The 21,928-nt window shown below is 62.1% G+C and carries 22 protein-coding genes and 1 tRNA gene; 13 read left to right on the top strand and 10 right to left on the bottom strand.

Features of this window, described 5'->3' with window-relative positions; all coding sequences use genetic code 11:
* Nucleotides 1–80 precede the first annotated feature (80 nt).
* Genes ASD63_RS07085 through ASD63_RS07060 form a run of 6 tightly spaced genes read left to right on the top strand, consistent with a single transcriptional unit; the run spans nt 81 to nt 6,452 of the window.
* A complete protein-coding gene (locus tag ASD63_RS07085) occupies nt 81–1,136 on the top strand; it encodes a dipeptidase (RefSeq protein ID WP_034794001.1) in 1,056 nt (351 codons plus the stop codon).
* Nucleotides 1,137–1,184: 48 nt separating this feature from the next.
* Entirely contained in the window at nt 1,185–2,825 is a 1,641-nt protein-coding gene (locus tag ASD63_RS07080; protein ID WP_034793990.1) for an ABC transporter substrate-binding protein, read from the top strand.
* Between the two features lie 42 nt (nt 2,826–2,867).
* Nucleotides 2,868–3,929 carry an ABC transporter permease gene (locus ASD63_RS07075; RefSeq protein ID WP_034793987.1) on the top strand — a complete coding sequence of 354 codons (1,062 nt, stop codon included), beginning with the start codon at nt 2,868–2,870 and terminating at the stop codon, nt 3,927–3,929.
* Nucleotides 3,926–4,858 (top strand): ABC transporter permease, encoded by a 933-nt coding sequence (locus ASD63_RS07070; protein WP_034793984.1) that lies wholly within the window; start codon nt 3,926–3,928, stop codon nt 4,856–4,858. The genes ASD63_RS07075 and ASD63_RS07070 overlap by 4 nt, the downstream gene beginning before the upstream one ends.
* A complete protein-coding gene (locus ASD63_RS07065) occupies nt 4,855–5,688 on the top strand; it encodes an ABC transporter ATP-binding protein (protein ID WP_034793982.1) in 834 nt (277 codons plus the stop codon). Before ASD63_RS07070 ends, ASD63_RS07065 begins: the two co-directional genes overlap by 4 nt.
* Nucleotides 5,685–6,452 carry an ABC transporter ATP-binding protein gene (locus ASD63_RS07060; RefSeq protein ID WP_034793978.1) on the top strand — a complete coding sequence of 256 codons (768 nt, stop codon included), beginning with the start codon at nt 5,685–5,687 and terminating at the stop codon, nt 6,450–6,452. The genes ASD63_RS07065 and ASD63_RS07060 overlap by 4 nt, the downstream gene beginning before the upstream one ends.
* Nucleotides 6,453–6,527: 75 nt before the next feature.
* Here the strand turns inward: ASD63_RS07060 and ASD63_RS07055 are convergent, their stop codons facing one another.
* The 9 genes from ASD63_RS07055 to ASD63_RS07015 form a co-directional block, all read right to left on the bottom strand.
* Complete coding sequence (locus tag ASD63_RS07055; RefSeq protein ID WP_226020614.1) at nt 6,528–7,265, bottom strand: hypothetical protein; 738 nt, start codon at nt 7,263–7,265, stop codon at nt 6,528–6,530.
* A 191-nt stretch (nt 7,266–7,456) separates the two neighbouring features.
* Nucleotides 7,457–8,689 (bottom strand): class I SAM-dependent methyltransferase, encoded by a 1,233-nt coding sequence (locus tag ASD63_RS07050; protein WP_034793975.1) that lies wholly within the window; start codon nt 8,687–8,689, stop codon nt 7,457–7,459.
* A gap of 8 nt (nt 8,690–8,697) precedes the next feature.
* On the bottom strand, nt 8,698–9,765 hold the full coding sequence (rfbG, locus tag ASD63_RS07045) for a CDP-glucose 4,6-dehydratase (protein WP_034793972.1): 1,068 nt from the start codon (nt 9,763–9,765) through the stop codon (nt 8,698–8,700).
* On the bottom strand, nt 9,762–10,529 hold the full coding sequence (gene rfbF, locus ASD63_RS07040; protein ID WP_034793969.1) for a glucose-1-phosphate cytidylyltransferase: 768 nt from the start codon (nt 10,527–10,529) through the stop codon (nt 9,762–9,764). Before rfbF ends, rfbG begins: the two co-directional genes overlap by 4 nt.
* A 99-nt stretch (nt 10,530–10,628) precedes the next feature.
* Nucleotides 10,629–11,738, bottom strand: a complete 1,110-nt coding sequence (locus ASD63_RS07035) for a DegT/DnrJ/EryC1/StrS family aminotransferase (protein WP_034793966.1) — start codon at nt 11,736–11,738, stop codon at nt 10,629–10,631.
* A 102-nt stretch (nt 11,739–11,840) separates the two neighbouring features.
* Complete coding sequence (locus tag ASD63_RS07030) at nt 11,841–12,992, bottom strand: class I SAM-dependent methyltransferase (protein ID WP_034793964.1); 1,152 nt, start codon at nt 12,990–12,992, stop codon at nt 11,841–11,843.
* Complete coding sequence (locus ASD63_RS07025) at nt 12,989–13,846, bottom strand: phytanoyl-CoA dioxygenase family protein (protein WP_060528921.1); 858 nt, start codon at nt 13,844–13,846, stop codon at nt 12,989–12,991. Before ASD63_RS07025 ends, ASD63_RS07030 begins: the two co-directional genes overlap by 4 nt.
* The gene (locus ASD63_RS07020) at nt 13,843–14,568 is read right to left on the bottom strand and encodes a WbqC family protein (RefSeq protein WP_034793960.1); all 726 of its coding nucleotides are present in this window, start codon (nt 14,566–14,568) and stop codon (nt 13,843–13,845) included. The genes ASD63_RS07025 and ASD63_RS07020 overlap by 4 nt, the downstream gene beginning before the upstream one ends.
* 94 nt (nt 14,569–14,662) lie before the next feature.
* On the bottom strand, nt 14,663–15,415 hold the full coding sequence (locus ASD63_RS07015) for a CmcI family methyltransferase (protein ID WP_034793950.1): 753 nt from the start codon (nt 15,413–15,415) through the stop codon (nt 14,663–14,665).
* A gap of 191 nt (nt 15,416–15,606) precedes the next feature.
* Here ASD63_RS07015 and ASD63_RS07010 point away from each other — a divergent pair, with 191 nt between their 5' ends.
* The 6 genes from ASD63_RS07010 to ASD63_RS06985 all read left to right on the top strand — a co-directional run bounded on the left by ASD63_RS07010 (nt 15,607) and on the right by ASD63_RS06985 (nt 19,831).
* Entirely contained in the window at nt 15,607–16,167 is a 561-nt protein-coding gene (locus tag ASD63_RS07010) for a dTDP-4-dehydrorhamnose 3,5-epimerase family protein (RefSeq protein WP_034794218.1), read from the top strand.
* A 64-nt stretch (nt 16,168–16,231) separates the two neighbouring features.
* The gene (locus tag ASD63_RS07005; protein WP_034794215.1) at nt 16,232–16,702 is read left to right on the top strand and encodes an aminoacyl-tRNA deacylase; all 471 of its coding nucleotides are present in this window, start codon (nt 16,232–16,234) and stop codon (nt 16,700–16,702) included.
* A gap of 228 nt (nt 16,703–16,930) precedes the next feature.
* Nucleotides 16,931–17,245: a hypothetical protein gene (locus tag ASD63_RS07000; protein WP_051659302.1), complete on the top strand. Its 315-nt coding sequence runs from the start codon at nt 16,931–16,933 to the stop codon at nt 17,243–17,245.
* A gap of 273 nt (nt 17,246–17,518) precedes the next feature.
* Nucleotides 17,519–18,196: a L,D-transpeptidase gene (locus ASD63_RS06995; RefSeq protein WP_034793947.1), complete on the top strand. Its 678-nt coding sequence runs from the start codon at nt 17,519–17,521 to the stop codon at nt 18,194–18,196.
* Between the two features lie 13 nt (nt 18,197–18,209).
* Complete coding sequence (locus ASD63_RS06990; protein WP_034793945.1) at nt 18,210–18,746, top strand: OmpA family protein; 537 nt, start codon at nt 18,210–18,212, stop codon at nt 18,744–18,746.
* A gap of 452 nt (nt 18,747–19,198) precedes the next feature.
* The gene (locus tag ASD63_RS06985; RefSeq protein WP_082566324.1) at nt 19,199–19,831 is read left to right on the top strand and encodes a formyltransferase family protein; all 633 of its coding nucleotides are present in this window, start codon (nt 19,199–19,201) and stop codon (nt 19,829–19,831) included.
* Between the two features lie 104 nt (nt 19,832–19,935).
* Here the strand turns inward: ASD63_RS06985 and ASD63_RS06980 are convergent.
* A tRNA-Arg gene (locus tag ASD63_RS06980) sits at nt 19,936–20,012 on the bottom strand.
* A gap of 431 nt (nt 20,013–20,443) precedes the next feature.
* On the opposite strand from ASD63_RS06980, the gene ASD63_RS06975 reads away from it, so the two are divergent.
* Nucleotides 20,444–21,922: a glycosyltransferase family 39 protein gene (locus ASD63_RS06975; protein ID WP_156624120.1), complete on the top strand. Its 1,479-nt coding sequence runs from the start codon at nt 20,444–20,446 to the stop codon at nt 21,920–21,922.
* The last annotated feature ends 6 nt before the right edge of the window (nt 21,923–21,928 follow it).

The raw sequence follows: 21,928 nt of genomic DNA, 5'->3' as shown, positions 1-21,928 counted from the left end.
ACTAGCATCGCTTCGACTTTCCCCTGGACGCGACCCGAACGGCCCGTCCGATCTCCCTGAAATGATAAGGAAATTCAGGAATGCAGGCGGTTTTCGATGGCCATAACGACGTGCTTCTGCGTCTGTGGCAGAACGCCCGGAAGGGCCAGGACCCGGTACGCGAATTCGTCGACGGCATCGACCAGGGCCATATCGATGCGCCGCGCGCCAAGGCGGGCGGTCTCGTTGGTGGCCTCTCGGCAATCTACGTGCCCTCGGGAGATCTCGTCCTGCAGCCGCCGAACGAGAACGGTCACTACGAAACGCCGCTTTCGGCACCGCTCGAGCACCTGCCGTCGCTGGCGATCGCCATGGAGCTCGCCGATATCGCCGTCCGCCTCGACCGGGCAGGGGCGTGGAAGCTCTGCCGGTCGACCGCCGAAATCCGTAGGGCGGTCGAGGCCGGCGTCTTCGCCTCGGTCCTCCACATGGAAGGCTGCGAAGCGATCGGCGCCGATCTTTCCGCGCTCGAAACGTTCTATGCCGCTGGCCTGCGTTCGCTCGGGCCGGTCTGGAGCCGCCACAACGTCTTCGGTCATGGCGTACCGTTCTCCTATCCGATGTCTCCGGACACCGCACCCGGACTGACGGACGCCGGCTTCGAGCTCGTGCGGACCTGCAACCGTCTGGGCATTCTGATCGATCTTGCACACATCACCGAGAAGGGCTTCTGGGACGTGGCGAAGACCACCGACCAGCCGCTGGTCGCCAGCCATTCGAATGCGCATGCGCTGACCCCGGTCGCGCGCAACCTGACCGACAAGCAGCTCGACGCCGTCCGCGAAAGCAAGGGCCTCGTGGGGCTCAATTACGCGACGACGATGCTGCGCGCCGACGGCCAGGAAAATGCCGCAACGCCGCTTTCCGACATGGTGCGCCATGTCGACTATCTCATCGAGCGCATGGGCATCGACTGCGTCGCACTCGGGTCGGATTTCGACGGGGCAACGATCCCCGAGGAGATTGCTGATGCGGCCGGTAGTCAGGCGCTCGTTGCGGCGCTCAGAAGCGCCGGATATGGTGATGCCGAACTGGCAAAGATATGCCGGGAGAACTGGTGGAGAGTTCTGGGACAGGCTTGGCACGAGGCCGCCTGAACCCATGAAGAAGGGGCCCAAAAGGGCGCAAACGAGGGAACTGCAAACATGATGCACAAGCTCAATGGACGTCTTCGTCTTCTGACGGCTTCTGCGGCGCTGGCCATGGTGATGGCTGCAACCGCACCGGCCTTTGCGGAAACGCCGAAGGACACGCTGGTCGAAGCCTTTGCGATCGACGACGTGATTACCATGGATCCGGGCGAAGCTTTCGAGCTGACCGCGGCCGAAATCACCGGCAACACCTACAGCATGCTGGTGCGCCTCGACATCAACGACACGACCAAGGTCGTCGGCGACCTCGCCGACAGCTGGACCGTGTCCGACGACGGCCTGACCTATACGTTCAAGCTGAAGCCCGGCCTGAAGTTCGCTTCCGGCAATCCGGTGACCGCTGAAGACGTCGCCTGGTCCTTCGAGCGTGCCGTGAAGCTCGACAAGAGCCCGGCCTTCATCCTCACCCAGTTCGGCCTTACGGGCGACAACGTGACGGAAAAGGCCAAGGCAACGGACGCGCAGACCTTTGTCTTCACCGTCGATCAGGCCTATGCGCCGAGCTTCGTCTTGAACTGCCTGACGGCAACCGTGGGCGCCGTGCTCGACAAGAAGCTCGTGCTCGAAAACGTCAAGCCGGTCACGCCGACGGACGAGTACAAGTATGACAACGACTTCGGCAATGAATGGCTGAAGACCGGCTATGCCGGCTCGGGCCCATTCAAGCTGCGCGAATGGCGCGCCAACGAAGTCATCGTTCTCGAGCGCAACGAAAACTACTATGGCGAACAGGCAAAGCTTGCTCGCGTCATCTATCGCCACATGAAGGAAAGCTCGGGCCAGCGCCTGGCGCTTGAAGCGGGCGATATCGACGTGGCACGCAACCTCGAGCCGGGCGATTTCGACGCCGTTTCGAAGAATGCCGACCTCGCCACCACGAACGCGCCGAAGGGCACGGTCTACTACATCAGCCTCAACCAGAAGAATGCGAACCTCGCAAAGCCCGAAGTGCGCGAAGCGTTCAAGTATCTGGTCGACTACGATGCCATCGGCTCGACCCTCATCAAGGGCATCGGCGAGATCCACCAGAGCTTCCTGCCGAAGGGCGTTCTGGGTGCACTCGACGAGAACCCCTACAAGCTCGACGTTGCCAAGGCGAAGGAACTGCTGACCAAGGCCGGCCTTGCCGACGGCTTCACCGTCACCATGGACGTTCGCAACGGCCAGCCGGTCACCGGCATTGCCGAGTCCTTCCAGCAGACGCTGGGCCAGGCCGGCGTGAAGCTCGAAATCATCCCCGGCGACGGCAAGCAGACGCTGACGAAGTATCGTGCCCGTAACCACGACATGTATATCGGTCAGTGGGGCATGGACTATTTCGACCCGAACTCGAACGCCGAAACCTTCACCAGCAACCCTGACAACTCCGACGAAGGCAAGAACAAGACCCTTGCCTGGCGCAATGCCTGGGACGTTCCGGAGCTGACGAAGAAGACCAAGGACGCTCTGCTCGAGCGCGACAGCGCCAAGCGTGCGGAGACCTACAAGGAACTGCAGAAGACGGTGCTGGGCGAAAGCCCGTTCGTCATCATCTTCCAGCAGACCGAAGTCGCCGGCTACCGCGGCAACGTCAAGGGCCTGAAGCTCGGTCCGAGCTTCGACACCAACTTCGTCGCCGGCATCACCAAAGAATAAGCCGTCTCGAAGGAATAAACCGAAAGGATCGTTCCCTTGAGCATGAGCGCAACAGGGACAGTGGGCGGGCGCAAACGCGCCCGTCCCGGTAAGATCGTGGCAGCGGTGCTGCGCTTTCTTGTCGTTGTCGTCACCACCTATCTCGGCCTTCTGGCCGTCACCTTTTTCATCGGCCGGGTAATCCCGATCGACCCGGTTCTGGCCGTTCTCGGCGACCGGGCGCCGACGCATGTCGTCGAAAGGACGCGCGAGGCGATGGGGCTCAATCTGCCCCTCTACCAACAATTCTTCATCTATGTCCGCCAGGCGCTGACCGGTGACTTCGGCGTTTCGGTGCTGACGACCAATCCGGTGATGACCGACATCCGCCGCGTCTTCCCGGCGACCATGGAGCTCGCGACGCTCGGCACGCTCATCGGCGCCCTGTTCGGCGTTCCGCTCGGCGTACTTGCGGCCGTCAAGCGCGGCAGCATTGCCGACCAGATCGTGCGCGTCATCGGCCTTGTCGGCTATTCCGTGCCGATCTTCTGGCTGGCGCTCCTGTCGCTGCTGGTGTTCTACGCGCGGCTGAAGTGGGTCGCCTATCCCGGCCGTATCGATATCGTGTTCGAGTACACGTTCACGCCGATCACAGGCTTCTACCTGTTCGACGCGCTCTGGCAGCGGCAGTGGGACGTGCTCTGGGATGTGTTCCGCCACATCATTCTGCCGGCCTCGCTGCTCGGCTACTTCTCGCTCGCCTATATCAGCCGCATGACGCGCAGCTTCATGCTCAACGAGCTGCAGCAGGAGTACATCGTCGCGGCGCGCGCCAAGGGCCTGTCCGAGACCCGGATCATCTGGGGCCACGCGCTCCGGAACGCGGCCGTGCCGCTCGTCACGGTGATTGCGCTCTCCTATGCCGGCCTGCTCGAGGGCTCGGTCTTGACGGAAACCGTCTTCGCCTGGCCAGGTCTCGGTCTCTACATCACCAACTCGCTGCAGAATGCCGACATGAACGCCGTGCTTGGTGGCACCATCATCATCGGTTCGGTCTTCATCGGCATCAATCTCCTGTCCGATCTTCTCTACCGGACGCTCGACCCGAGGACGCGCCAGCGATGAGTACCGTTACCGAAACCCGTGCGATGACGCGTCGCGAATGGCTGCTGTCCGATCGCCCGCAGTCGCGCACCCAGGCCCGGCTTGGCCGTGCCTATATGACGTGGCAGCGTTTTGCCGCCAACAAGCTCGCCGTTCTCGGCCTGCTCATCCTGCTGGCGTTGGTCTTCGTTGCCGCCTTCGCCGATTTCCTGGCGCCGCATTCGCCCTATATCGGGGATCTTGCCAACGCCCGTCTGCTGCCGCCGGGAACCCCCGGCTACCTGCTCGGCACCGACGATCTCGGCCGCGATATTCTCTCGCGGCTGATCCATGGTTCGCGGCTGACGCTTGCCGTCGTGCTTCTCGTTGCGATCATCGCAGCACCTGTCGGGCTCATCGTCGGCGCTGTCGCCGGCTATGCTGGCGGCTGGGTCGACGCAGTGCTGATGCGTATCACCGATATCTTCCTCGCCTTCCCGAAACTGGTTCTGGCGCTCGCCTTCGTGGCAGCGCTCGGACCGGGCATCGAGAACGCCGTCATCGCGATCGCCATCACCTCCTGGCCGCCCTATGCGCGTATCGCCCGCGCCGAGACGCTGACGGTGCGCAACTCCGACTACATCGCCGCCGTGCAGCTCATGGGCGCATCGCCGATCCGTATCGTCTTCCGCCATGTGATGCCGATGTGCATGTCGTCGTTGATCGTGCGTGTCACGCTCGACATGGCCGGCATCATCCTGACGGCCGCGGGCCTCGGCTTCCTCGGCCTCGGCGCACAGCCGCCGCTGCCGGAATGGGGCGCCATGATCGCTTCCGGTCGCCGTTTCATCCTCGACCAGTGGTGGGTGGCAACGATGCCCGGCATCGCGATCCTGATCGTCAGCCTCGGTTTCAACCTGCTCGGCGACGGTCTGCGCGACGCGCTCGATCCGCGGGAGAGCGGCCAATGAGTGCGCTTCTGACCGTTGAAGACCTCAAGGTCTCGTTCCCGACCCGCACCGGCCTCGTCGAGGCCGTGCGCGGCGTCTCCTTCACGCTCGGCCGCGAGCGCCTCGGCATCGTCGGCGAAAGCGGCTCCGGCAAGTCGCAGACCGGCCGGGCGATCATGGGGCTGACGCCTGGTCATGCGCAGGTGACGGCAAAGCAGTTGAACTTTGACGGCATCGACCTGCTCTCCGCATCGCCGAAGGTCCGCCGGGATCTCAGGGGTAAGCGGATCGCGATGATCCTGCAGGACCCCAAGTACTCGTTGAACCCGGTGATGAGCATCGGCCGGCAGATCGTCGAGACGCTACGGCAGCACGAAAATGTCAGCCGCGGCGAGGCCCGGGAGAGGGCACTCGACATGCTGGCCGCGGTGCAGATCCGTGATCCGAAGCGCGTTTACGATCTCTACCCGCACGAGGTTTCGGGCGGCATGGGCCAGCGCGCGATGATCGCGATGATGCTGGTTGCCGGGCCGGAACTCTTGATCGCCGACGAGCCGACCTCGGCGCTCGACGTGACGGTACAGCTCGAAGTGCTTGGCATCCTCGACAAGCTCGTCGCCGATCGAGGCATGGGTCTGGTCTTCGTGTCGCACGATCTGCGGCTCGTGTCGTCCTTCTGTGACCGCGTGATCGTCATGTATGCCGGCCGGATCGTCGAGGAACTGGCGGCGTCCGAGCTTGCCAATGCCAAGCATCCCTATACCCAAGGTTTGCTGAACTGCATGCCGGCGATCGGATCCGATCGTCATCCTCTGCCGGTTCTCGACCGCAAGCCGGAGTGGGCCCAATGACCTCAGCCGTTTCCGTTTCGAACCTTTCCGTCACCTATGACGAGTTCAAGGCGCTGAACGACGTCAGCGTCGAGATTGCGCCGGGCGAATCCTTCGGGCTCGTCGGCGAGTCCGGATCGGGCAAGTCGACCTTGCTTCGGGCGATCGCCGGTCTCGCGCCCGTCACCGGCGGCACCATTCGCGTGCATGATCGTGTTCTGCAGGGGGCAAAGCGCGACAAGGCCTTCTACCGCGCCGTGCAGATGGTGTTTCAAGATCCCTATGGCTCGCTGCACCCGCGCCAGACGATCGACCGGCAATTGCTGGAGCCGCTGGCGATCCACGGCGTGGCCGACGGCGAGCGGCGCATCCTGAAGGCGCTTGACGAGGTCGGTCTCGGGTCGGGTTTCCGCTTCCGTTATCCGCACCAGCTGTCGGGCGGTCAGCGCCAGCGCGTTGCGATCGCCCGGGCGCTGATCCTTGAACCCTCGATCCTGCTGCTCGACGAGCCGACTTCGGCGCTCGACGCCTCGGTCCAGGCGGAAGTCTTGAATCTCCTGGAACAGGTCCGGCGCGACCATAAGCTGACCTTCATCATGGTCAGCCACGATCTCGGTGTCGTCACCCATATGTGTGATCGGTTGGCGGTGATGCAGGGTGGACGCGTCGTCGAGCGCTTGTCCTCGGCGGACCTCGTCGCCGGGCGTATCGGTGAAGATTACACGCGCAGCCTTATGGTCGCGAGCAAGGGCTTTCAGCGCAAGGACGCTGCCGTGACTGCGTGAAGGTACCGATACAAGCGGGGCCATCGTCCCGCTTGTATCGCTTCGTTTCGAGCCATCCGGTCCAGGCCCGGCCGCTTAGGCGCTTTGCCGCCAGACCGAGGTCGAGTCGGTGATCACCTTCTGGATGCGGCGTTGCTCGCGCCATTCCCGGCCCATATCCTTGATGACCGGCTGCGCCTCGGGCGAGAAGATATAGTTGCGGCGACTGGCGACATAGGCCTCCATCGCCGGGTTGACGCCCGAATAGAACTGCTTTTCCGGATCACGCGAGAGGTCCATCAGGCCGGCGCATTGCCGCGCGAAGTCGCCGCGAAGGATCGACGGCGACGTCGTGAATTTCGGGAAAGTGCGAAACAGCGGGATCTTGATCCCGAACAGATACGCGTATTCGTTGCGCCGATGGAAATGGCCCTTGCGGCGGATATTCCAGTTCTGGTCCGCCGTGTGGAACGAGACCTGGCTGATCGCCGGGTCCGCGAAGGGCGCCAGCAGTTCTTCGCCCATGTCCCTCAGCGAGATCCAGTCGTCCTCCAGGTGGAAGACGTAGTCGGCGCTGGTGGCCGACCAGAGTTTCGCGACGGCCGCACAAAAGCCCGGGCTCTCGGGCTGGAACACGGTTCCGTCGGGAAAATGGTTGCGGAATATCTCGACGCAGGCACGATGATCCTCCTCCGATCCGAAAACCGGATCGAGATTGAGGTAGGCGCCGCGCAGGTCGAGCCTGGAAAAGATTTTGTCCCGGAAGCTCGCCAGCGTCTGGGCAAGCAGGTCCGGGCGCCGGGTGGCGACAAGGCATAGGTCAATCGTGGACATAGCACCTCCTTGGGTGCATTTTTTTCAACCGTCAATACCCACGCCAACCCTGACGTTCACTTAGATCGTGCCGAATTTACGGCAAAGTCACCGAATTTACGGCAAAGCGACCTAAGGCGATCAATAAAGTCGATTTTGGGCGGCTCAACGCGGTCTGGTTGAGGACTGTCCACACTTCCTGGCGTCTAGGATTAGAAGACGCTCAGCTTCGGAATGGCGACGACGAAGCGGCCGCCCCAGTCGCGGATCGCCTCGTTGTCGGCGACGATCTCGGTCTTCAGGTTCCAGGGCAGGATGACGAGATAATCGGGCTTTGCATCCTCGATGACCGTCGGCGCGTGCACCGGAATATGGGTACCGGGCAGGAGCTTGCCCTGCTTCAGGTCATTGCGGTCCACGGCAAAGGCGATTTCGCTGGGCGACAGCCCGCAGACATTGAGGAACGTGTTGCCTTTCGCAGCGGCGCCATAGGCGGCTACGGTTTTTCCCTCCGCCTTGGCGTTCGCCAGGAAGTTCTGAAAATCCTTGCAGACGGCGGCGATGCGGTCGTCGAATGCCGTGTAGGTCTCCATCCGCATCAGCCCGGCAAGCGCCTCAGTCGCTCGCAACCGCTCGAGTTCCAGCGTGGTCTCGCGCACGCCGGACCTCAGCTGCGCATAGACGCGCAGCGAACCGCCATGGGTCGGCAGTTCCTCGACGTCGAAGACCTTGAGGCCTGAGCTTTCGAAGATGCGTTCGACGGCCGCCAGCGACAGATAGGAATAGTGCTCGTGGTAGATCGTGTCGAATTGCACGCCTTCCATCAGACGCAGCAAATGTGGGAACTCGAACGTCGCAACGCCATCGGGCTTCAGCAGGATGGCGAAGCCGCCGACGAAGTCGGCGATATCGGGCACATGGGCGAGCACGTTGTTGGCCGCCGTGAGATCGGCGCGAATGCCGCGCTTGACGAGTTCGGTTGCCGTCTCCCGTCCGAAGAAGGCGACCTCGGTCGGGACCTGCCGCTCCTCGGCCAGTCGCGCGGCATTGGCGGCCGGTTCGATGCCGAGCGCCGGGATGCCCTTGGCAACGAAATACTGCAGCAGATAGCCGTCGTTCGAGGCGATCTCGACGACCTGCGAATTGTCATCGAGCGCGAAGCGTTCGGTCATGCTCTCGGCGTAGCGGCGTGCGTGTTCGAGCCAGCTTGTGGAGAAGGAAGAGAGGTAGGCGTAGCCGTCGGTGAAGATTTCATCGGCCGGCACGTTTTCCGTCGTCTGCACCAGCAGGCACTCGGAGCAGACCATCGCCTTCAGCGGAAACGATCGCTCGCGGGCGATGGCTTCCTTCGTCGGTTCGAGAAAGGAATTGGACCAGGGCGTGGAGCCCAGGTCGGCAACGACGGTCTTGAGCGGTGTCGAGCAGAAACGGCAGTTGTGGGACATCGAAGTCGTTAGCCTCTCATGAATGCGTCGATTTGGCTGAGTGTCAGATCACGGGCGTCAGCGCCGCGGCGCCAGCCGTCATACCAGTGGGCGGTCCAGGCGATCGCCTCGTCCTGCGATAGACGGGTTGCCCATGACAACGTCCGTCCGGCAAGCGCCGGATCGAGGCCGAGCGACTTCATTTCGTGCGGCTGGTCCTCGGATGACGCGTCACGCCATTGCGTGGGCAAGCCCATCGCGGTCTGGATGGCGGCGGCAACGTCCCGAACTGGGATCTGTCGCTCGTCCGGAGCCGGGCCGAAATTCAGCGCCGCCACATCGGTCTGGCCGCCATGAAGCGCCTCGGCATAGACGAAGTATCCGTTGAGGCAGTCGAGCACGTGCTGCCAGGGACGTGTCGCCATCGGGCTCCGGATGTCCAGCGTCTCGCCCGTAAGGGCAGCGCGAACGATATCCGGAACCAGCCGGTCCGCGGAAAAATCGCCGCCGCCGAGCACGTTGCCGCCACGGGCGGTTGCCACCCTTATGCCGCGCTCACGCAGATAGGAATCCCGCCAGGTCGAAACGACCAGCTCGCAGGCGGCCTTCGAACCGGAATAAGGATCATGGCCGCCAAGCACGGCGTCTTCCGGAAAATGCCGGCCGCTTTCGTCGTTGCGGTAGACCTTGTCGGTGGTGACGACAAGGACGGTCTTGAGGGCAGGGGCTGCGCGAGTTGCCTCCAGCAGGCGCGCCGTGCCCATGACGTTGACGTCGAAGGTTTCGACCGGCGTCCGGTAGCTTTCGCGAACCAGAGGCTGGGCCGCCATGTGAAGGACGATCTGCGGGTCGCAAGCGCGGACGGCGGATGCGAGCGTGTCGCCGTCGCGGATGTCGGCGAAATGTTCGTTGGTGGCCGATTCCGATCCGAGCAGTGCGTGCAGCGAGCGGGTGGCCGCCGGTGACAGGCCGTATCCGGTCACCTCAGCGCCCATTTGTGTCAGCCACAGGCGGGCCCAGCTTCCCTTGAAGCCGGAGTGACCAGTCAGCATCACCCGTTTTCCGGCCCAGAAGGACGGGTCCGCAAGCCTGCTCATGCCCAGACTTTCCAGGGGGCCGCTCCGCTCTGCCAGAGGTCTTCGAGCTGGTTCTTGTCGCGCAACGTATCCATCGGGCGCCAGAAACCGGCGTGTTCGAAGGCCATCAACTGGCCGTCTGCGGCGAGACCTTCCAGAGGCTCCGCTTCGAACGGCGTCTGATCGCCTTCGATGCGATCGAGCACCGAACGGTTGAGGACGAAGAAGCCACCATTGATGTGACCGTTGTCGCCTGCCGGCTTTTCGATGAAGCTTCTGACCCGCCCGTCGCTGACAGCAAGCGCGCCATATCGGCCGGGCGGGACCACGCTGGTGACCGTCGCCTGGCGGCCGTGATGGCGGTGGAAGTCGGTCAGCGCCTTGATATCGATGTCGGCAACGCCGTCGCCATAGGTGAGGCAGAACGTATCGCCGAGATGGTCGGCCACGCGTTTCAGGCGCCCGCCGGTCATGGAGTCCGTTCCGGTATCGACGAGCGTCACGCGCCAGGGCTCGGCCTTGTTCGAATGGAACAGGGTTTCACCCGTCGCCATGCAATAGGTGACGTCGGAGGAATGCAGCACGTAGTTGGCGAAGTATTCCTTGATCATGTAGCCGCGATAGCCGAGGCAGATCACGAAATCCGAGAAGCCGTAGTGGCTGTAGATCTTCATGATGTGCCAGAGAATCGGCCGCCCGCCGATTTCGATCATCGGTTTTGGCCGGAGATGGCTCTCCTCCGAGATCCGCGTGCCGTAGCCACCGGCGAGAATGACGATTTTCATGCGACCGCCCCGTATTTGCGCCGGCCACTCGGCATGGCGCATTGCAAAGTCCTAATATCCTGGCGACCTTGCGCGGAGGTGGTCTGCGCGCGCCTGCTCTCAGGCGGCGAGGCAGCCCCGCAGGACCTCGACCACGCGGCCGATCTCGTCGGATGTCATGTCGTGATAGCTCGGCAGGTTGATCGCGCGGCCGGGCAGGTCATAGGCCACGGTGTTCGCTGGCACCTCGTCGAAGGGCGGCAACGAACTCAGCGGCCAGAAAAAGACACGGGCGTCGATGTTCTCGGCCGCAAAGGCGTTCTGCAGAGCCTCCCGGGTGACGCCGGTTTCCGGCGCAAAGACGACGGTTGGCATCCAGAAGCCGTTCTTCGTTCCCTCCGGCTCTGGGTTCATGGCAATGGCGTTCACGCCTGCAAGCTGCTCGCGATAGGCGTAGAAGATTTCTCGCTTGCGATCGACCAGCTCGCCGACGCGCTCGATCTGCGCGAGGCCGACGGCGGCCTGCAGGTTCGACATCTTGTATTTGAAACCGATCTCGTCCGGCCAGAACTGCTTTTTTTGCCCGCGGGCGCGGCCGTGATTGGAGAGCGTCAACACCTTTTCATGGAGCTTCGCATCGCTGGTGACGAACATGCCGCCTTCGCCGGTCGTGACCGTCTTGGTGCCGTGGAAGGAAAAGGCGCCGAAGGCGCCGAGCGACCCGGCCTTGCGTCCATGCCACTCGGACCCGAGCGCTTCGGCCGCATCCTCGACAACAGGAATGCCGTGCCGGGCGCCGATCTCAAGCAGCCGGTCCATGTCGCAGAGATTGCCGTAGATGTGAACCGCAAGGATCGCCTTGGTTCTTGGCGTGATTGCCGCTTCGACCTTTTCCGGATCGATGCACCAGCTATCAGCAAGCACGTCGACGAAGACCGGTTTTGCGCCGAGGTGAACGATCGGCGCGGCAGACGCCGTCCAGTTGGTGTCCGCAAGGATCACTTCGTCGCCGGGGCCGACGCCGAGTGCGGCAAGCCCCATGTGCAGCGCGCCGGTGCAACTCGATGTCGAGATCGCGTGCGTCGTGCCGAGATGCGCGGCGAAGGCCGCCTCGAAGCGGTTGATGTAGTCGTAGCAGCGCTCGCCCCAGCCATTGGCCGCCGCATCGGTCGCATAGGTCACTTCACGGTCGGTGATCGAAGGTTTGGTGTAGAGGATGCGGGGTTTCATGGGGAGCGCTTGGTGAGAACCGGGAGTTCGAAAGAGGCGTGGATGCCGGGCGGGATTTTGTCGAGTTTTCGTCCCGCTCCGGCTTCTTGCTGTGTGCTCTTGTCAGAGCCAGACGTGGTCGAGCCCAGGCCGCTGCAGCCAGGGTTGCGCGGCAATCGCAGCGCGGGCCTTCAGCGGGTTGAGACCGATGAACAGTGCTTCGGCTTCCGCTGGCAGGTCCTCAGGCGAAAGCACCGGGATGCCGAAATGGGTGGCGCCCTTCATGTTCTCGTTGCGGTCGAGGAATGCCACGACATCGACGGCCTGGCCGATCCGGCAGTAGATCCAGCTTCCGTAGAAACCGGCGCCGTAGATCGCGACCTTGCGCTTGGCGTAGCGATCTGCCCCGCCCGCGAGCGTTTCCGACGCCCGATCCCAGAAGGCGCAGATGTCGCGGGCTTCCTTGGCCGCATCGGCGGCGGATTTCGACGTGTGGGCGGCCTCGACGGTCGCTTCCGCGCGCTTTGCAACGACGAAGAAGGCGCCAGGGAACGAGGTCGAGTCAATCACCTGCAGTTCGAACCCGACGCTTGCCAGGGCATGGGCGAGCGAGGCTTCGCTGAAATGGTTGACGTGATCGGCGACGGCCATGTCGCCCGGGTTGCCGGCGACATCGGGCATGGAAAACAGGAAGCTGCCGCCCGGCCGCAGGAGGTTGCGCACGTCGCGCATGAAGCCGACGGGATCGGCCACGTGCTCGATGACGAAGTGGCTCATGACGGCGTCGAACTTGTTCTGCCAGCCTTCGGGCGCGGCGTAGGTGGCCTGGGCCGCTTCCGGCACCCAGCCCTGCCAGGCGGCCGCATAATCGGCACTGACGTCGAAGACGTGCGGACGCAAGTCGCTGCGGTTCGCAACCATCTTGCGCAGTGTCACTGCCTTTGCTGCACCATAGTCGAGGATTGAGGCGCCCTCGGGCAGATCGAGCAACCGCAGCGCCAGTGCGGCCTGGTGATCGGTGCGATAGGTGATCGTGCCATCGGTTGCGACCGCGAAGATCTGATCATGATTTTCGCTGGTCAGCGAGATCCGGTAGCCGGTGTCGTAGAAGGCTTGGATATCGGGAATATCGTCGCTTTGCGCATGTCCACAAGCGCCGCAGACGAAGACGCGTGTCGGTACGTCGAGCAGCGTCATGATCGAGGTCAGCGCCGGCGCGGGCACGTCGTAGGTCGGTGCGCCAATGTGGCCGCCGCACACACGGCAGTTCGTCATGCCAATTCTCCCTGCGGTGCAACCAGCTCCGGCAGAACCTCGGCGAACTTTACGCCTGCGGCGAACGAGCCCTTCCAGCCGATGCGGATGCCGAGCGGCTCGGCGTAGTTGAAATAGCGGAACTGGATGCTCCACCGCGGCGTCTGCGAAACGTTGTGACCCGACTGATGCAAGGTCAGGAAGTCCATCAGGATCAGATCGCCGGGCCTGCTCAAGGGAGCGACCTGTTTGTAGCGGGCAAGCCGCTCTTCACCCTTGTGAAGATGCAACGCATAGGCGCCGGTCTTGCCAGCGCCGGCGTCGTCTTCATAGACCGGAACGAGACCTTCGGCCTGCGACCCCTCGGCAATCTGGACCGGGCCCATGTCTTCGGTGACCGGCAAAAGCGGCGTCCAGAAAACGATGCCGTCGACACTGCGCAGTTGCGAGGGGAATTCTTGATGCCACTGCGCGCGGAACTTTTCTTCGCCGGGATTGTCGATGCGCATGCCGTAGCCGCCAGCTGCGATGCCCGGGATGCTGCCGGGCCGAAGTGCCTTAAAGACCTCGTCGTTGGCAGCCGAGCTGACGAGCCGCATAAAGGCAGGGATCTGCTTTATCGCATCATAGACTTCACCGCCCCAAGAGCGGTTGACCGCAATGAGCTTGCGATAGGCGATCGTCATCGCCTCGTGCGCCGTGTCGGTCGGGGCGTCGACGCCGTACTTGTTGCAGATCAGTTCGAGGGTCTGGCGGATGCCTTCGTGGATCGGGGCAATCTCTGACTGAATGTCGTAGAAGCCGGGTACGACGTGATAACCCTTGGTCTCGAATTCCTGGCGCGCGCTTTCGGAAATGATGGTGCCGTTCTTCATGATACGCTTGCTTCCTCCTTCAGGAATTCCCGCCACGAAATGGTTTTTGGTAACAAATGCTTGCGCGCATCGGGCCCAGTGCGCGCAATGAGGTCCAGGACGGAAACATAAGGCGTGAAGGTTTCGCGGGGCTGGGGCCACGGCGTGCAGCTGTAATTCATGTATTCGACGTAAACACCGGCAGCTTCGAAGGCCTGATGATCGAGATAGTTGGCAGCGCCGTGTCCGGTCAGATAGCGCGTTCCATTCGCCTCAAGCACCAGGTCGAGCACGCGCTGCCAGGACGTTCCATTCGAAGCCATGTCGCGGGAGCGCCGGATGGTGCGTTCGAAGCCGATGCCGAGATAGCGGGCCGGGACCTCGGTGCTCGCAATCAGAAGATCACACAGGCTGTCGTTGGCGTAGACCTCGTCTAAGATTGCCAGCGCGTCATCGATGTAGGGCGCGCCATCAAGCGACTGGCGCAGCAACGAGCGATGGCTGGCGCGCCAGTTGTCGGCGGTCGCCGAAAGGTCCTGGATCTTCTGGAAGCTTCCTTTTCCCGCAAGCGGTATCGTCATCCAGCAACGATCGTTGCCTTTCAGGAGTTGGATGCGATTGGTGAAGCTGCCTTTCGAGAATTGGGCATCGTCGAGGTAGATGTAGCCGTCGGCAAGCGCCAGTTGTTCGAAAAAGCCCGGCCAGGGAAAAAGCATCGGCTGGGAGATGACGACGGCGGTCATACGTGGGGCTCGTCCGGCGCGAAGATGGTGTCGAGGTCTCCATCCGTGTCGTGGCAAGGACTCTCGAACAGCGCGCTTGGGATATCTCCGGTTCCTAGTTGCGCACGCACTTCAGATAGCCTCCGGGGGAGCTCGAAAGCACAAGCTTGCCGTTGAGAACCGGGTCCGTTTCGAAGCGATCCGTTTCCTTGAGGTAGGCGTTGAGCGCGGCGTAGGGCTCATCGCCCGGATGCCAGATTTTCGAGCGCTTCGTAGGTGTCTGAGACGCGTCGCCATAGCCAAGCAGCGTGTCGGCGACCACGAGATATTGCCCTTCGGTCACCAGAGATCCGTAGTTCCGCAATTCGTCCAGCACGTGATCACGGCTGTGGTCGCTGTCGAGTACCACCATGACCGAAGCACCCTCTGGGATTTCGGCCGCGACCCTCGCCAGCGTTTCGGCCGTCGTCGACGGCCCCTCGATCAGCGTGATGCGCGAGGACATCGGGTGGTTTTCGATCGAGTCACGATTGTGGGCGCGGATATCGATATCGACGCCGATGACTTTGCCTTTGCCGATCAGTTGCAGCATTGCGGCCATGAAGATCATCGAGCCGCCGCGGGCAACGCCCGTCTCGATGATGATGTCTGGCTTGGTGTTCCAGATGACCTCCTGGGTCGCCATGACATCGGCCGGCATCTGGATGATCGGCACGCCCATGAACGACCAGAGATAGGAGTAGTCGTACTTGTCGAGCGCTACCACAGTGTCGTGTGCCTGCTGGAAAGCGCCCTGATCCTTGCCGAGCGCAAGGGCCATTTCGGTCTTGTGGGCTTCGAATGCGAGACGATCGTCTTCCACTGCCATTGCTGTCTGATGCCCTTCTTCGGATACAACCTATGGATACGCTCTCGACCGCGAATCGCGATCCCTGGCGCTTTCGCCGATTCGCAACGCTTTCCTGTGAACGCTTTCATGTCGGCAATTGCAAATACGGTCAAGGCCGGTTTCTTAAGGGCGAAAAGACGGGTAGTCCTTGGTCTCTGGCGGAAGGAACCATGTCGCGATTCGATCGAATTTCTACACCCATAGCGGGTCTCATCGTCGTCGAGCGGCAACGCAGGGGCGATGATCGCGGTTTCTTCTCGCGCTTCTTTTGTCGCGAGGCGCTGGCCGATTTCGGCGGCGATGGAAAGATCGCGCAGATCAACCATACCCTGACGCAGGCAGCAGGCACGATCCGCGGCCTGCACTTCCAGCAGGCGCCGCACGACGAGGCGAAATTCGTCTCCTGCCTTTCCGGCGCTGTCTTCGATGTGGCGGTCGACCTGCGGCCGGATTCTGCGACCTATCTGCAATGGCACGGGGAGGTGCTGAGTGCGGACAATGGTCGCTCGATGATGATCCCTGGCGGTTTTGCCCACGGGTTCCAGACGCTGACCGAGGATTGCGAGCTGATTTATCTGCACGACAAGCCCTATGCGCCCGAGGCCGAAGGCGGGCTTAACCCGCTCGATCCGGGGCTCGCGATCGCCTGGCCGTTGCCGGTCTCGCAAATGTCGCCGCGCGACCAGGCGCTCCCTTTGCTGCCGAACAGGATCGTCGCCGCCCGTCGTTGACTTCGTGAGGGATGGGAGGACAATAACCTCTCCGCGCCACCACGAGAGAGAAGGGGTGTCGACGATGACGATCGCCAGAAAACTTCAGGACTATATCGACGGTTCGGGTGTCGCCTATGACACCGTCGACCACCACCGCACCGCGACCACCAGCCAGACGGCGCGGGCGGCGCATGTGCCGGGCAGCCGGCTTGCCAAATCCGTGGTCGTTCACCACGAAATGGGCTACGTGCTCGCCGTCGTGCCGAGCACGCACCGGGTCGAACTCTCGACCCTGCAGGACGTAATGGACCGCCGCCTCGGCCTCGCTTCGGAAGAGGAGGTCTGCAATCTCTTTGCCGATTGCGACATCGGCGCCGTGCCGCCGGTTGGTTCGGCCTATGACGTGCCGGTGCTGCTAGACGAAAGCCTCGGCGATGTCAGCGACGTCTATTTCGAAGGCGGCGATCACCGGACGCTGGTGCACATGAGCGGCGCGAATTTCCGCAACCTGATGCGGGGCGCGCAGATCGCCCGCTTCAGCCATCCGGCGTGACTGGCCGTTCAGAACGATCTTGTTTGCGCTGGCGTGACGCCTGCCGCCTGTTCCTTGGCGCCATCCGCTTGAAGCGGGAAGGAGCGGCCAACCGCTGGTCGATATTTGCTGTGCTTGAATCTGCCAGTCGGGCTTGTCAAAGCGCACGCTAGGCGGCACCATCGCGCTCGACGGATACCTTTATCTAACTGGGTTGGGGGATCGATGGTGCGCATACGCTCTGCGAATATGTCCAAGTCTCTGGCAGTACTGCTGGTTGCGACCAGCGTTCAGTCCTTCGGTACCTCGGCACGTGCCGAAGGCGTCCTGTTCGATCAATTTCCGTTTGCCGTTGCCTGCGAATACAAGGGCACCCAGCACGCCTTCTATCTGTCCAAGGTGACTGCGGATGGAACCGCAACCTATCAGGCTTCTGACAACTTCGCCGGTACGATCACGCTGGACGGCGCGGCCAAGGCGGTTGGCTCTGATGCCGGCGGGAGTTGCCTTGGAAAGACGCTCGCGGAGCTCAGGGCGTCAGGTCAGGCACGCGATATCAAGTAGTTCGCCGCATATTGCCGGTAAACGCAGCTGACGCTCGCCCGGCGCTTACGCCGCGGCCGGCGCCGCGCAGCATTGCAACGGCGAGGCGGGCGAAGGCACGTCCGCGGTGGGCTGGCGATGTCTGCCGCCTGTTCGTTTGCGACGAACGCCGAGAAGATCCAATCTATTGTCCGGCCGTCGCGAAAGAATCGATGCGTGAGAATTTTCTGTTGTAGCAGTTCAAAAATCTGATTTACTGCAGCCTCGCTAATTGGCTTTCGGGGGATATTGCCGATGGTGTGGACCCGCAGGGAGACTATGCTTGGTGGTTTGGCGCTGCTTGGCGCCAATGCGCTTCAGAGCCCGGCACTGGCAAAGGCGACAGCCTATTTTTCCGGCCCGGCCGTGGACAACGGCGTGACATACCGGAGCACCAATTTCGCCAACATTGACAGGAAATGGCAGCGCCAGGTCGTCAAGTATTTCAGTAGCGAGCCGATCGGCACCGTCGTCGTCGATACCAGGCACCACTTTCTCTACCTGATCATGGAGAACAAGACGGCCATCCGCTACGGCGTCGGCGTCGGGAAAGAGGGTTTCAAATGGTACGGCCGGGCGACGATCGACCGGAAATCGCTGTGGCCGCGCTGGACGCCGCCACCGGAGATGCGTGAGCGCCACCCCGAACTGCCTGAGTTCGTCGAGGGCGGTTCGCCGAAAAATCCGCTCGGCCCGCGCGCCATGTACCTGCTGCGCGACGGCGTCGATACCGGCTACCGCTTCCATGGCACGCTGGAGCCGGGCAGCATCGGCAAGGATGCCTCCAGCGGTTGCATCCGCATGTTCAACGAGGATGCGATCGACCTTTACCAGCGTTGCCCCATCGGCACGGCGGTGCAGGTGCTGCCGCATATCGCCGAAAAGGCCCCCGAGGTCAGCCAAGCAACCCCGGTCGCAACTCCGGTCGAATGAGGAATATCACCCGATGCCCGCTATGACCGGATTGACGAGGCTGCTTTCCGCGGCCGCCATTCTCTTGACGCTTGCTTCCTGCAACACCACCGAGATGGCCGCAGTCGAAGAGCCCGCAGCCGTGCCGATGACCGGAAAAACCGACGACCCGGCACCCGGCTTCGAAACCGTATCGGTCGGTACCGAAGAGGACTTTATCCTCAATGTCGGCCGCCGGACCTACTTCACCCAGGATTCCTCCGCACTCGACAGCGTCGCCAAGGCGACACTCGACAAGCAGGCGATCTGGCTCAACAGCAACCCGCGCTGGCTGGTCAAGCTACAGGGCTTCTCCGACGACAGCGGCTCCGCTTCCAAGATGGAAACGCTGTCGCAGAAACGCGCCGATGCGGTAATGGCCTATCTGGTGTCCAAGGGTGTGGACCCCAATCGCTTGTGGGCCAAAGGCTACGGCAACGACCGCGAGGTGCGCGACTGCACCGAGCGCTCCTGCAAGGTCCAGAACCGCCGCGTCGTCTCCAATCTCAGGACGGAACGCGACGCGACTTGAGCGGGCGGCGGCTTCCAACGACCGTGGGCGGTCGCTTCCGCCAACGCGGAATGGACTCCATGTGTTGGCCATCAGCGCGTCGTTCAGCACAGAAGACCAGGGCGCATAGCCACCAACGGGCGGGCGTGGCTATGCGCAGCCCGGTACTTTTCTCGTTGGCCCATGGGTCGACGAATATGTTGCCCTGTGTTTCGCGGAACGACAGAGCACGGCGGCCGCCGCATCAATCGGTTGAAGCGCAAGTGCCATAGTCTTCTCAAAGCAGGGGGTGATCTGATACTTCCGTCTGCCTGCCTCTGCGTCATGCGTCCTTTCATGGCATCCACACGGATGGAAAGTGTGGCAGTTCGAAAACCTACAGTGCTTTCAGCGTCTCACCAGACGTGCGACGCGGTAGCTGCGCCATGTCGGGGCATTCCTCGGGGCGGTAAAATATTTACGGAGCGCAAGACATGAAACTCGCCGTCCTTGTATCTTCTGGTGGGGCAGCGTTTGAACAGGTGGCTCGCATTGTTCGACACGACGGCGTCGATTTCACGGTGATCACTGATAGAGGGTGTGGGGCGGAGGTGGTTGCCGGCCGCGTCAACGCGAAGCACATCCGCATCGAAGAGCGAGACAGGAAGCTGTTTTCCACCAAGGTGGCCGCAGCCCTTCAAGACCTGCGCGTCAACAATATACTGCTGTTCTTTGACCGTCTGGTTTCGAGCGAACTGTTTGATAGCGTCGATACGTTCAACATCCATCCGGCAGCCTTGCCGGCGTTCAAGGGGCTGAGAGGCGTGGAGGACGCCTATGAAGCGAAGGCTCGCCTGCTCGGCTGTTCGCTTCATCGCGTCGACCAGAGCGTGGACGGTGGGGAACTGGTGTCGCAGATCGCTTGCGGTGCCGATCCTCAGTGGCCGCTTTCGCGCTGGCAAAAGCGGGCATATCTCATGAAGGTCTATTGTGGATTGGTCTGGGTTAACCAAGCGATCCATATCGAAGCGCCCGACACGCCGGTGAACGCGTCACACGGCCTTCCCGAGGGGTGGATGGCTTCCTTCAGGGAATTGCAGGCACTCGAGGCCGAAACGGTAGTCTAGGAAAATCGGAAGGGCGCGGACATGTACGGATTGCCTGCCATCAACCAGCGCTTCTCGCATCTTGAAGACGGCACGTTATCAATCAAAAATTTCAAGACGTAAAATGGCGCACCCGACAGGATTCGAACCTGTGACCTTTGGAATCGGAATCCAACACTCTATCCAGCTGAGCTACGGGTGCATCCGTTGGCGGCAGGGCCGCCGAAGCAGGCTGTGAGCGGTTCTTAGCCTAGCTTGCGCGTCGCTTCAATGGTCATTGCAAGAGATTGTGGTAGAAACCGCCATCCTGTGCTTGCGTTGTGGTCGCGGCGCATCGCTTCGGGCAATGGCGCCGGGCGACGGCCAACCCATCTGACGGGATCACCCACCCGATGTAGCTAGAATTGGTCAGGCGAACGTCCTTGCGACGAAAGGCGGCGCGTTATAAATTCTGCATTAAAGATAATTCTAAATTAAAGTGCCAGTGCTCAAGTAGGCAAGCGTTCCAGTAACCAAGTGCTCCAGTACCCAGTGCTCGCGTAATTGTTTCAGGCGAGGGGGCAAGTTTTGGTCAACCGATATCTCACGACCGGCGAACCGGCGTTGGAGAGGCTGCGCTCCGATCCCGCGTTGATGTTTCTTGTTGCTCTCGCGGCCGTGCTTTTCGTGCTGAACACCTGGAACGGTATCGGCATCCTACCGGATTCGACGCGTTACATGCAGATCGTCAGCACGCCCTATGACGCGCCGCTTTACGCGTGGATGCTGGGTGCCGGGGGATCCCTTGGGTTTGCGCTTGAGCATGTCGCGCTCGGCATCGCCTTTCTGCTTTATCTACTCAATACCTGGCTCGTCTTTTCGCTGTTCAGGACGGCGCTACCGGATCAACCGTTCTTCGTGACCGTCGGAACGCTTTTGATCATCGTCAATCCGACATTCCTCTGGACGAGCACGATAGCGATGTTGGAGGCGCTGTTCCTTGCGCTGACATTTCTCGCCATCCGTTTCTTCATTCGCTATATGCGCGGTGAAGGGCGGGGGCCCTTGCTTGCCTCGTCTGCCTGCGTCGGGCTTGCCATGCTCGCTCGCTTCGTGGCGCCTCCGGTCGGGGCGGCCTTTGCCACAATCGCGCTCTTCTACAATTCGGCGCGATCCCTTCGCCAAAGGCTCCTCGACGTCGTCCTCCTGTTCGCTGGTAGCGCCGGTATCTTTCTCGCCTGGGTGATCGTCAGCAAGCTGCTTGTCGGCCGGTCGGTTGGCCGCGCGCTCTGGTTCTATGGCAATGCCGATGCCGATCGCTGGCTAGGCGGGCTGTCGCTTCTGGCGAGCTTTCTCCTGCCGAGCCAGGTGCCGCAGGTGATCCGCATCCCGGTGCTGCTTCTCGCGCTTGTCGCGGCGACGGTTGTTCTGGTGCAGACGCTGAAGCGAAACTGGCCCGAACGCCAGCCGGACGACCACGATCTGATGACCCTCATCTTCGGCCTGTTTGGATATTTCTATCTGCTGTTCGTCGTGCTCGCCGTGCATGTGGAGGCGAACCTGCAGCTTAATTCGCGCTACTCGCTTCCCTTCTATGTCGCCATCATCTTCGTTCTGGTAATTGCGGCGGCGGACTATTGCGGTCGCGTCGATGCAGCACCTGTCGTCCGGCGTTCGCTTGCGCTGATCCTGCTCTGCCTTCTCGCCATCCACGGACTGCGCAGCACCGCCCAGACGGCGGAGGCCTTCCGTGACGGGGTGGGGTTTCAGAGCACGGCCTGGAAGTCGTCGCCGATCGTGCGCGCAGTCAGGGCGTTGCCGGCAGATGCGGTCATCTTCACCAATGCGTGCGACCCGCTCAATTTCCTGACGCGCCGCTCGACGGACTGGATCCCCTCCCACAGCGAAAGGCGAACCGGCCTTGAGAGTGACGCGGGTTCGCTCGACGTACAGCTAGAGCGGTTTCGCGAGGATATGGCGCAGAAGAATGCCTATGTCGTCTTCGTCGATGCGATCGACTGGCGGTTCTACCTGGTAACGGAGAAAGAGCTCGTCAAACTCGCCAAGCTGAAGCTCGTGCGCTCCGAGAGGGACGGTCGCATCTACCAGACGGCAAGTACCGGCGCGCCGTAGGCGTCC

It is taken from the genome of Ensifer sp. Root558 (assembly GCF_001427045.1).
GTDB lineage: Bacteria > Pseudomonadota > Alphaproteobacteria > Rhizobiales > Rhizobiaceae > Ensifer > Ensifer adhaerens.
The sequence above is the reverse complement of the archived record's forward strand: the minus strand, read 5'-3'. Positions and strand labels throughout refer to the sequence as shown.

Excerpts from the sequence above, each read along its gene's own strand:
- ASD63_RS07085 (WP_034794001.1), top strand. The coding sequence starts at position 81 with ATGCAGGCGGTTTTCGATGGCCATAACGACGTGCTTCTGCGTCTGTGG.
- ASD63_RS07080 (WP_034793990.1), top strand. The coding sequence starts at position 1,185 with ATGATGCACAAGCTCAATGGACGTCTTCGTCTTCTGACGGCTTCTGCG.
- ASD63_RS07075 (WP_034793987.1), top strand. The coding sequence starts at position 2,868 with ATGAGCGCAACAGGGACAGTGGGCGGGCGCAAACGCGCCCGTCCCGGT.
- ASD63_RS07070 (WP_034793984.1), top strand. The coding sequence starts at position 3,926 with ATGAGTACCGTTACCGAAACCCGTGCGATGACGCGTCGCGAATGGCTG.
- ASD63_RS07065 (WP_034793982.1), top strand. The coding sequence starts at position 4,855 with ATGAGTGCGCTTCTGACCGTTGAAGACCTCAAGGTCTCGTTCCCGACC.
- ASD63_RS07060 (WP_034793978.1), top strand. The coding sequence starts at position 5,685 with ATGACCTCAGCCGTTTCCGTTTCGAACCTTTCCGTCACCTATGACGAG.
- ASD63_RS07055 (WP_226020614.1), bottom strand. The coding sequence starts at position 7,265 with ATGTCCACGATTGACCTATGCCTTGTCGCCACCCGGCGCCCGGACCTG.
- ASD63_RS07050 (WP_034793975.1), bottom strand. The coding sequence starts at position 8,689 with ATGTCCCACAACTGCCGTTTCTGCTCGACACCGCTCAAGACCGTCGTT.
- rfbG (WP_034793972.1), bottom strand. The coding sequence starts at position 9,765 with ATGAGCAGGCTTGCGGACCCGTCCTTCTGGGCCGGAAAACGGGTGATG.
- rfbF (WP_034793969.1), bottom strand. The coding sequence starts at position 10,529 with ATGAAAATCGTCATTCTCGCCGGTGGCTACGGCACGCGGATCTCGGAG.
- ASD63_RS07035 (WP_034793966.1), bottom strand. The coding sequence starts at position 11,738 with ATGAAACCCCGCATCCTCTACACCAAACCTTCGATCACCGACCGTGAA.
- ASD63_RS07030 (WP_034793964.1), bottom strand. The coding sequence starts at position 12,992 with ATGACGAACTGCCGTGTGTGCGGCGGCCACATTGGCGCACCGACCTAC.
- ASD63_RS07025 (WP_060528921.1), bottom strand. The coding sequence starts at position 13,846 with ATGAAGAACGGCACCATCATTTCCGAAAGCGCGCGCCAGGAATTCGAG.
- ASD63_RS07020 (WP_034793960.1), bottom strand. The coding sequence starts at position 14,568 with ATGACCGCCGTCGTCATCTCCCAGCCGATGCTTTTTCCCTGGCCGGGC.
- ASD63_RS07015 (WP_034793950.1), bottom strand. The coding sequence starts at position 15,415 with ATGGCAGTGGAAGACGATCGTCTCGCATTCGAAGCCCACAAGACCGAA.
- ASD63_RS07010 (WP_034794218.1), top strand. The coding sequence starts at position 15,607 with ATGTCGCGATTCGATCGAATTTCTACACCCATAGCGGGTCTCATCGTC.
- ASD63_RS07005 (WP_034794215.1), top strand. The coding sequence starts at position 16,232 with ATGACGATCGCCAGAAAACTTCAGGACTATATCGACGGTTCGGGTGTC.
- ASD63_RS07000 (WP_051659302.1), top strand. The coding sequence starts at position 16,931 with ATGTCCAAGTCTCTGGCAGTACTGCTGGTTGCGACCAGCGTTCAGTCC.
- ASD63_RS06995 (WP_034793947.1), top strand. The coding sequence starts at position 17,519 with ATGGTGTGGACCCGCAGGGAGACTATGCTTGGTGGTTTGGCGCTGCTT.
- ASD63_RS06990 (WP_034793945.1), top strand. The coding sequence starts at position 18,210 with ATGCCCGCTATGACCGGATTGACGAGGCTGCTTTCCGCGGCCGCCATT.
- ASD63_RS06985 (WP_082566324.1), top strand. The coding sequence starts at position 19,199 with ATGAAACTCGCCGTCCTTGTATCTTCTGGTGGGGCAGCGTTTGAACAG.
- ASD63_RS06975 (WP_156624120.1), top strand. The coding sequence starts at position 20,444 with ATGTTTCTTGTTGCTCTCGCGGCCGTGCTTTTCGTGCTGAACACCTGG.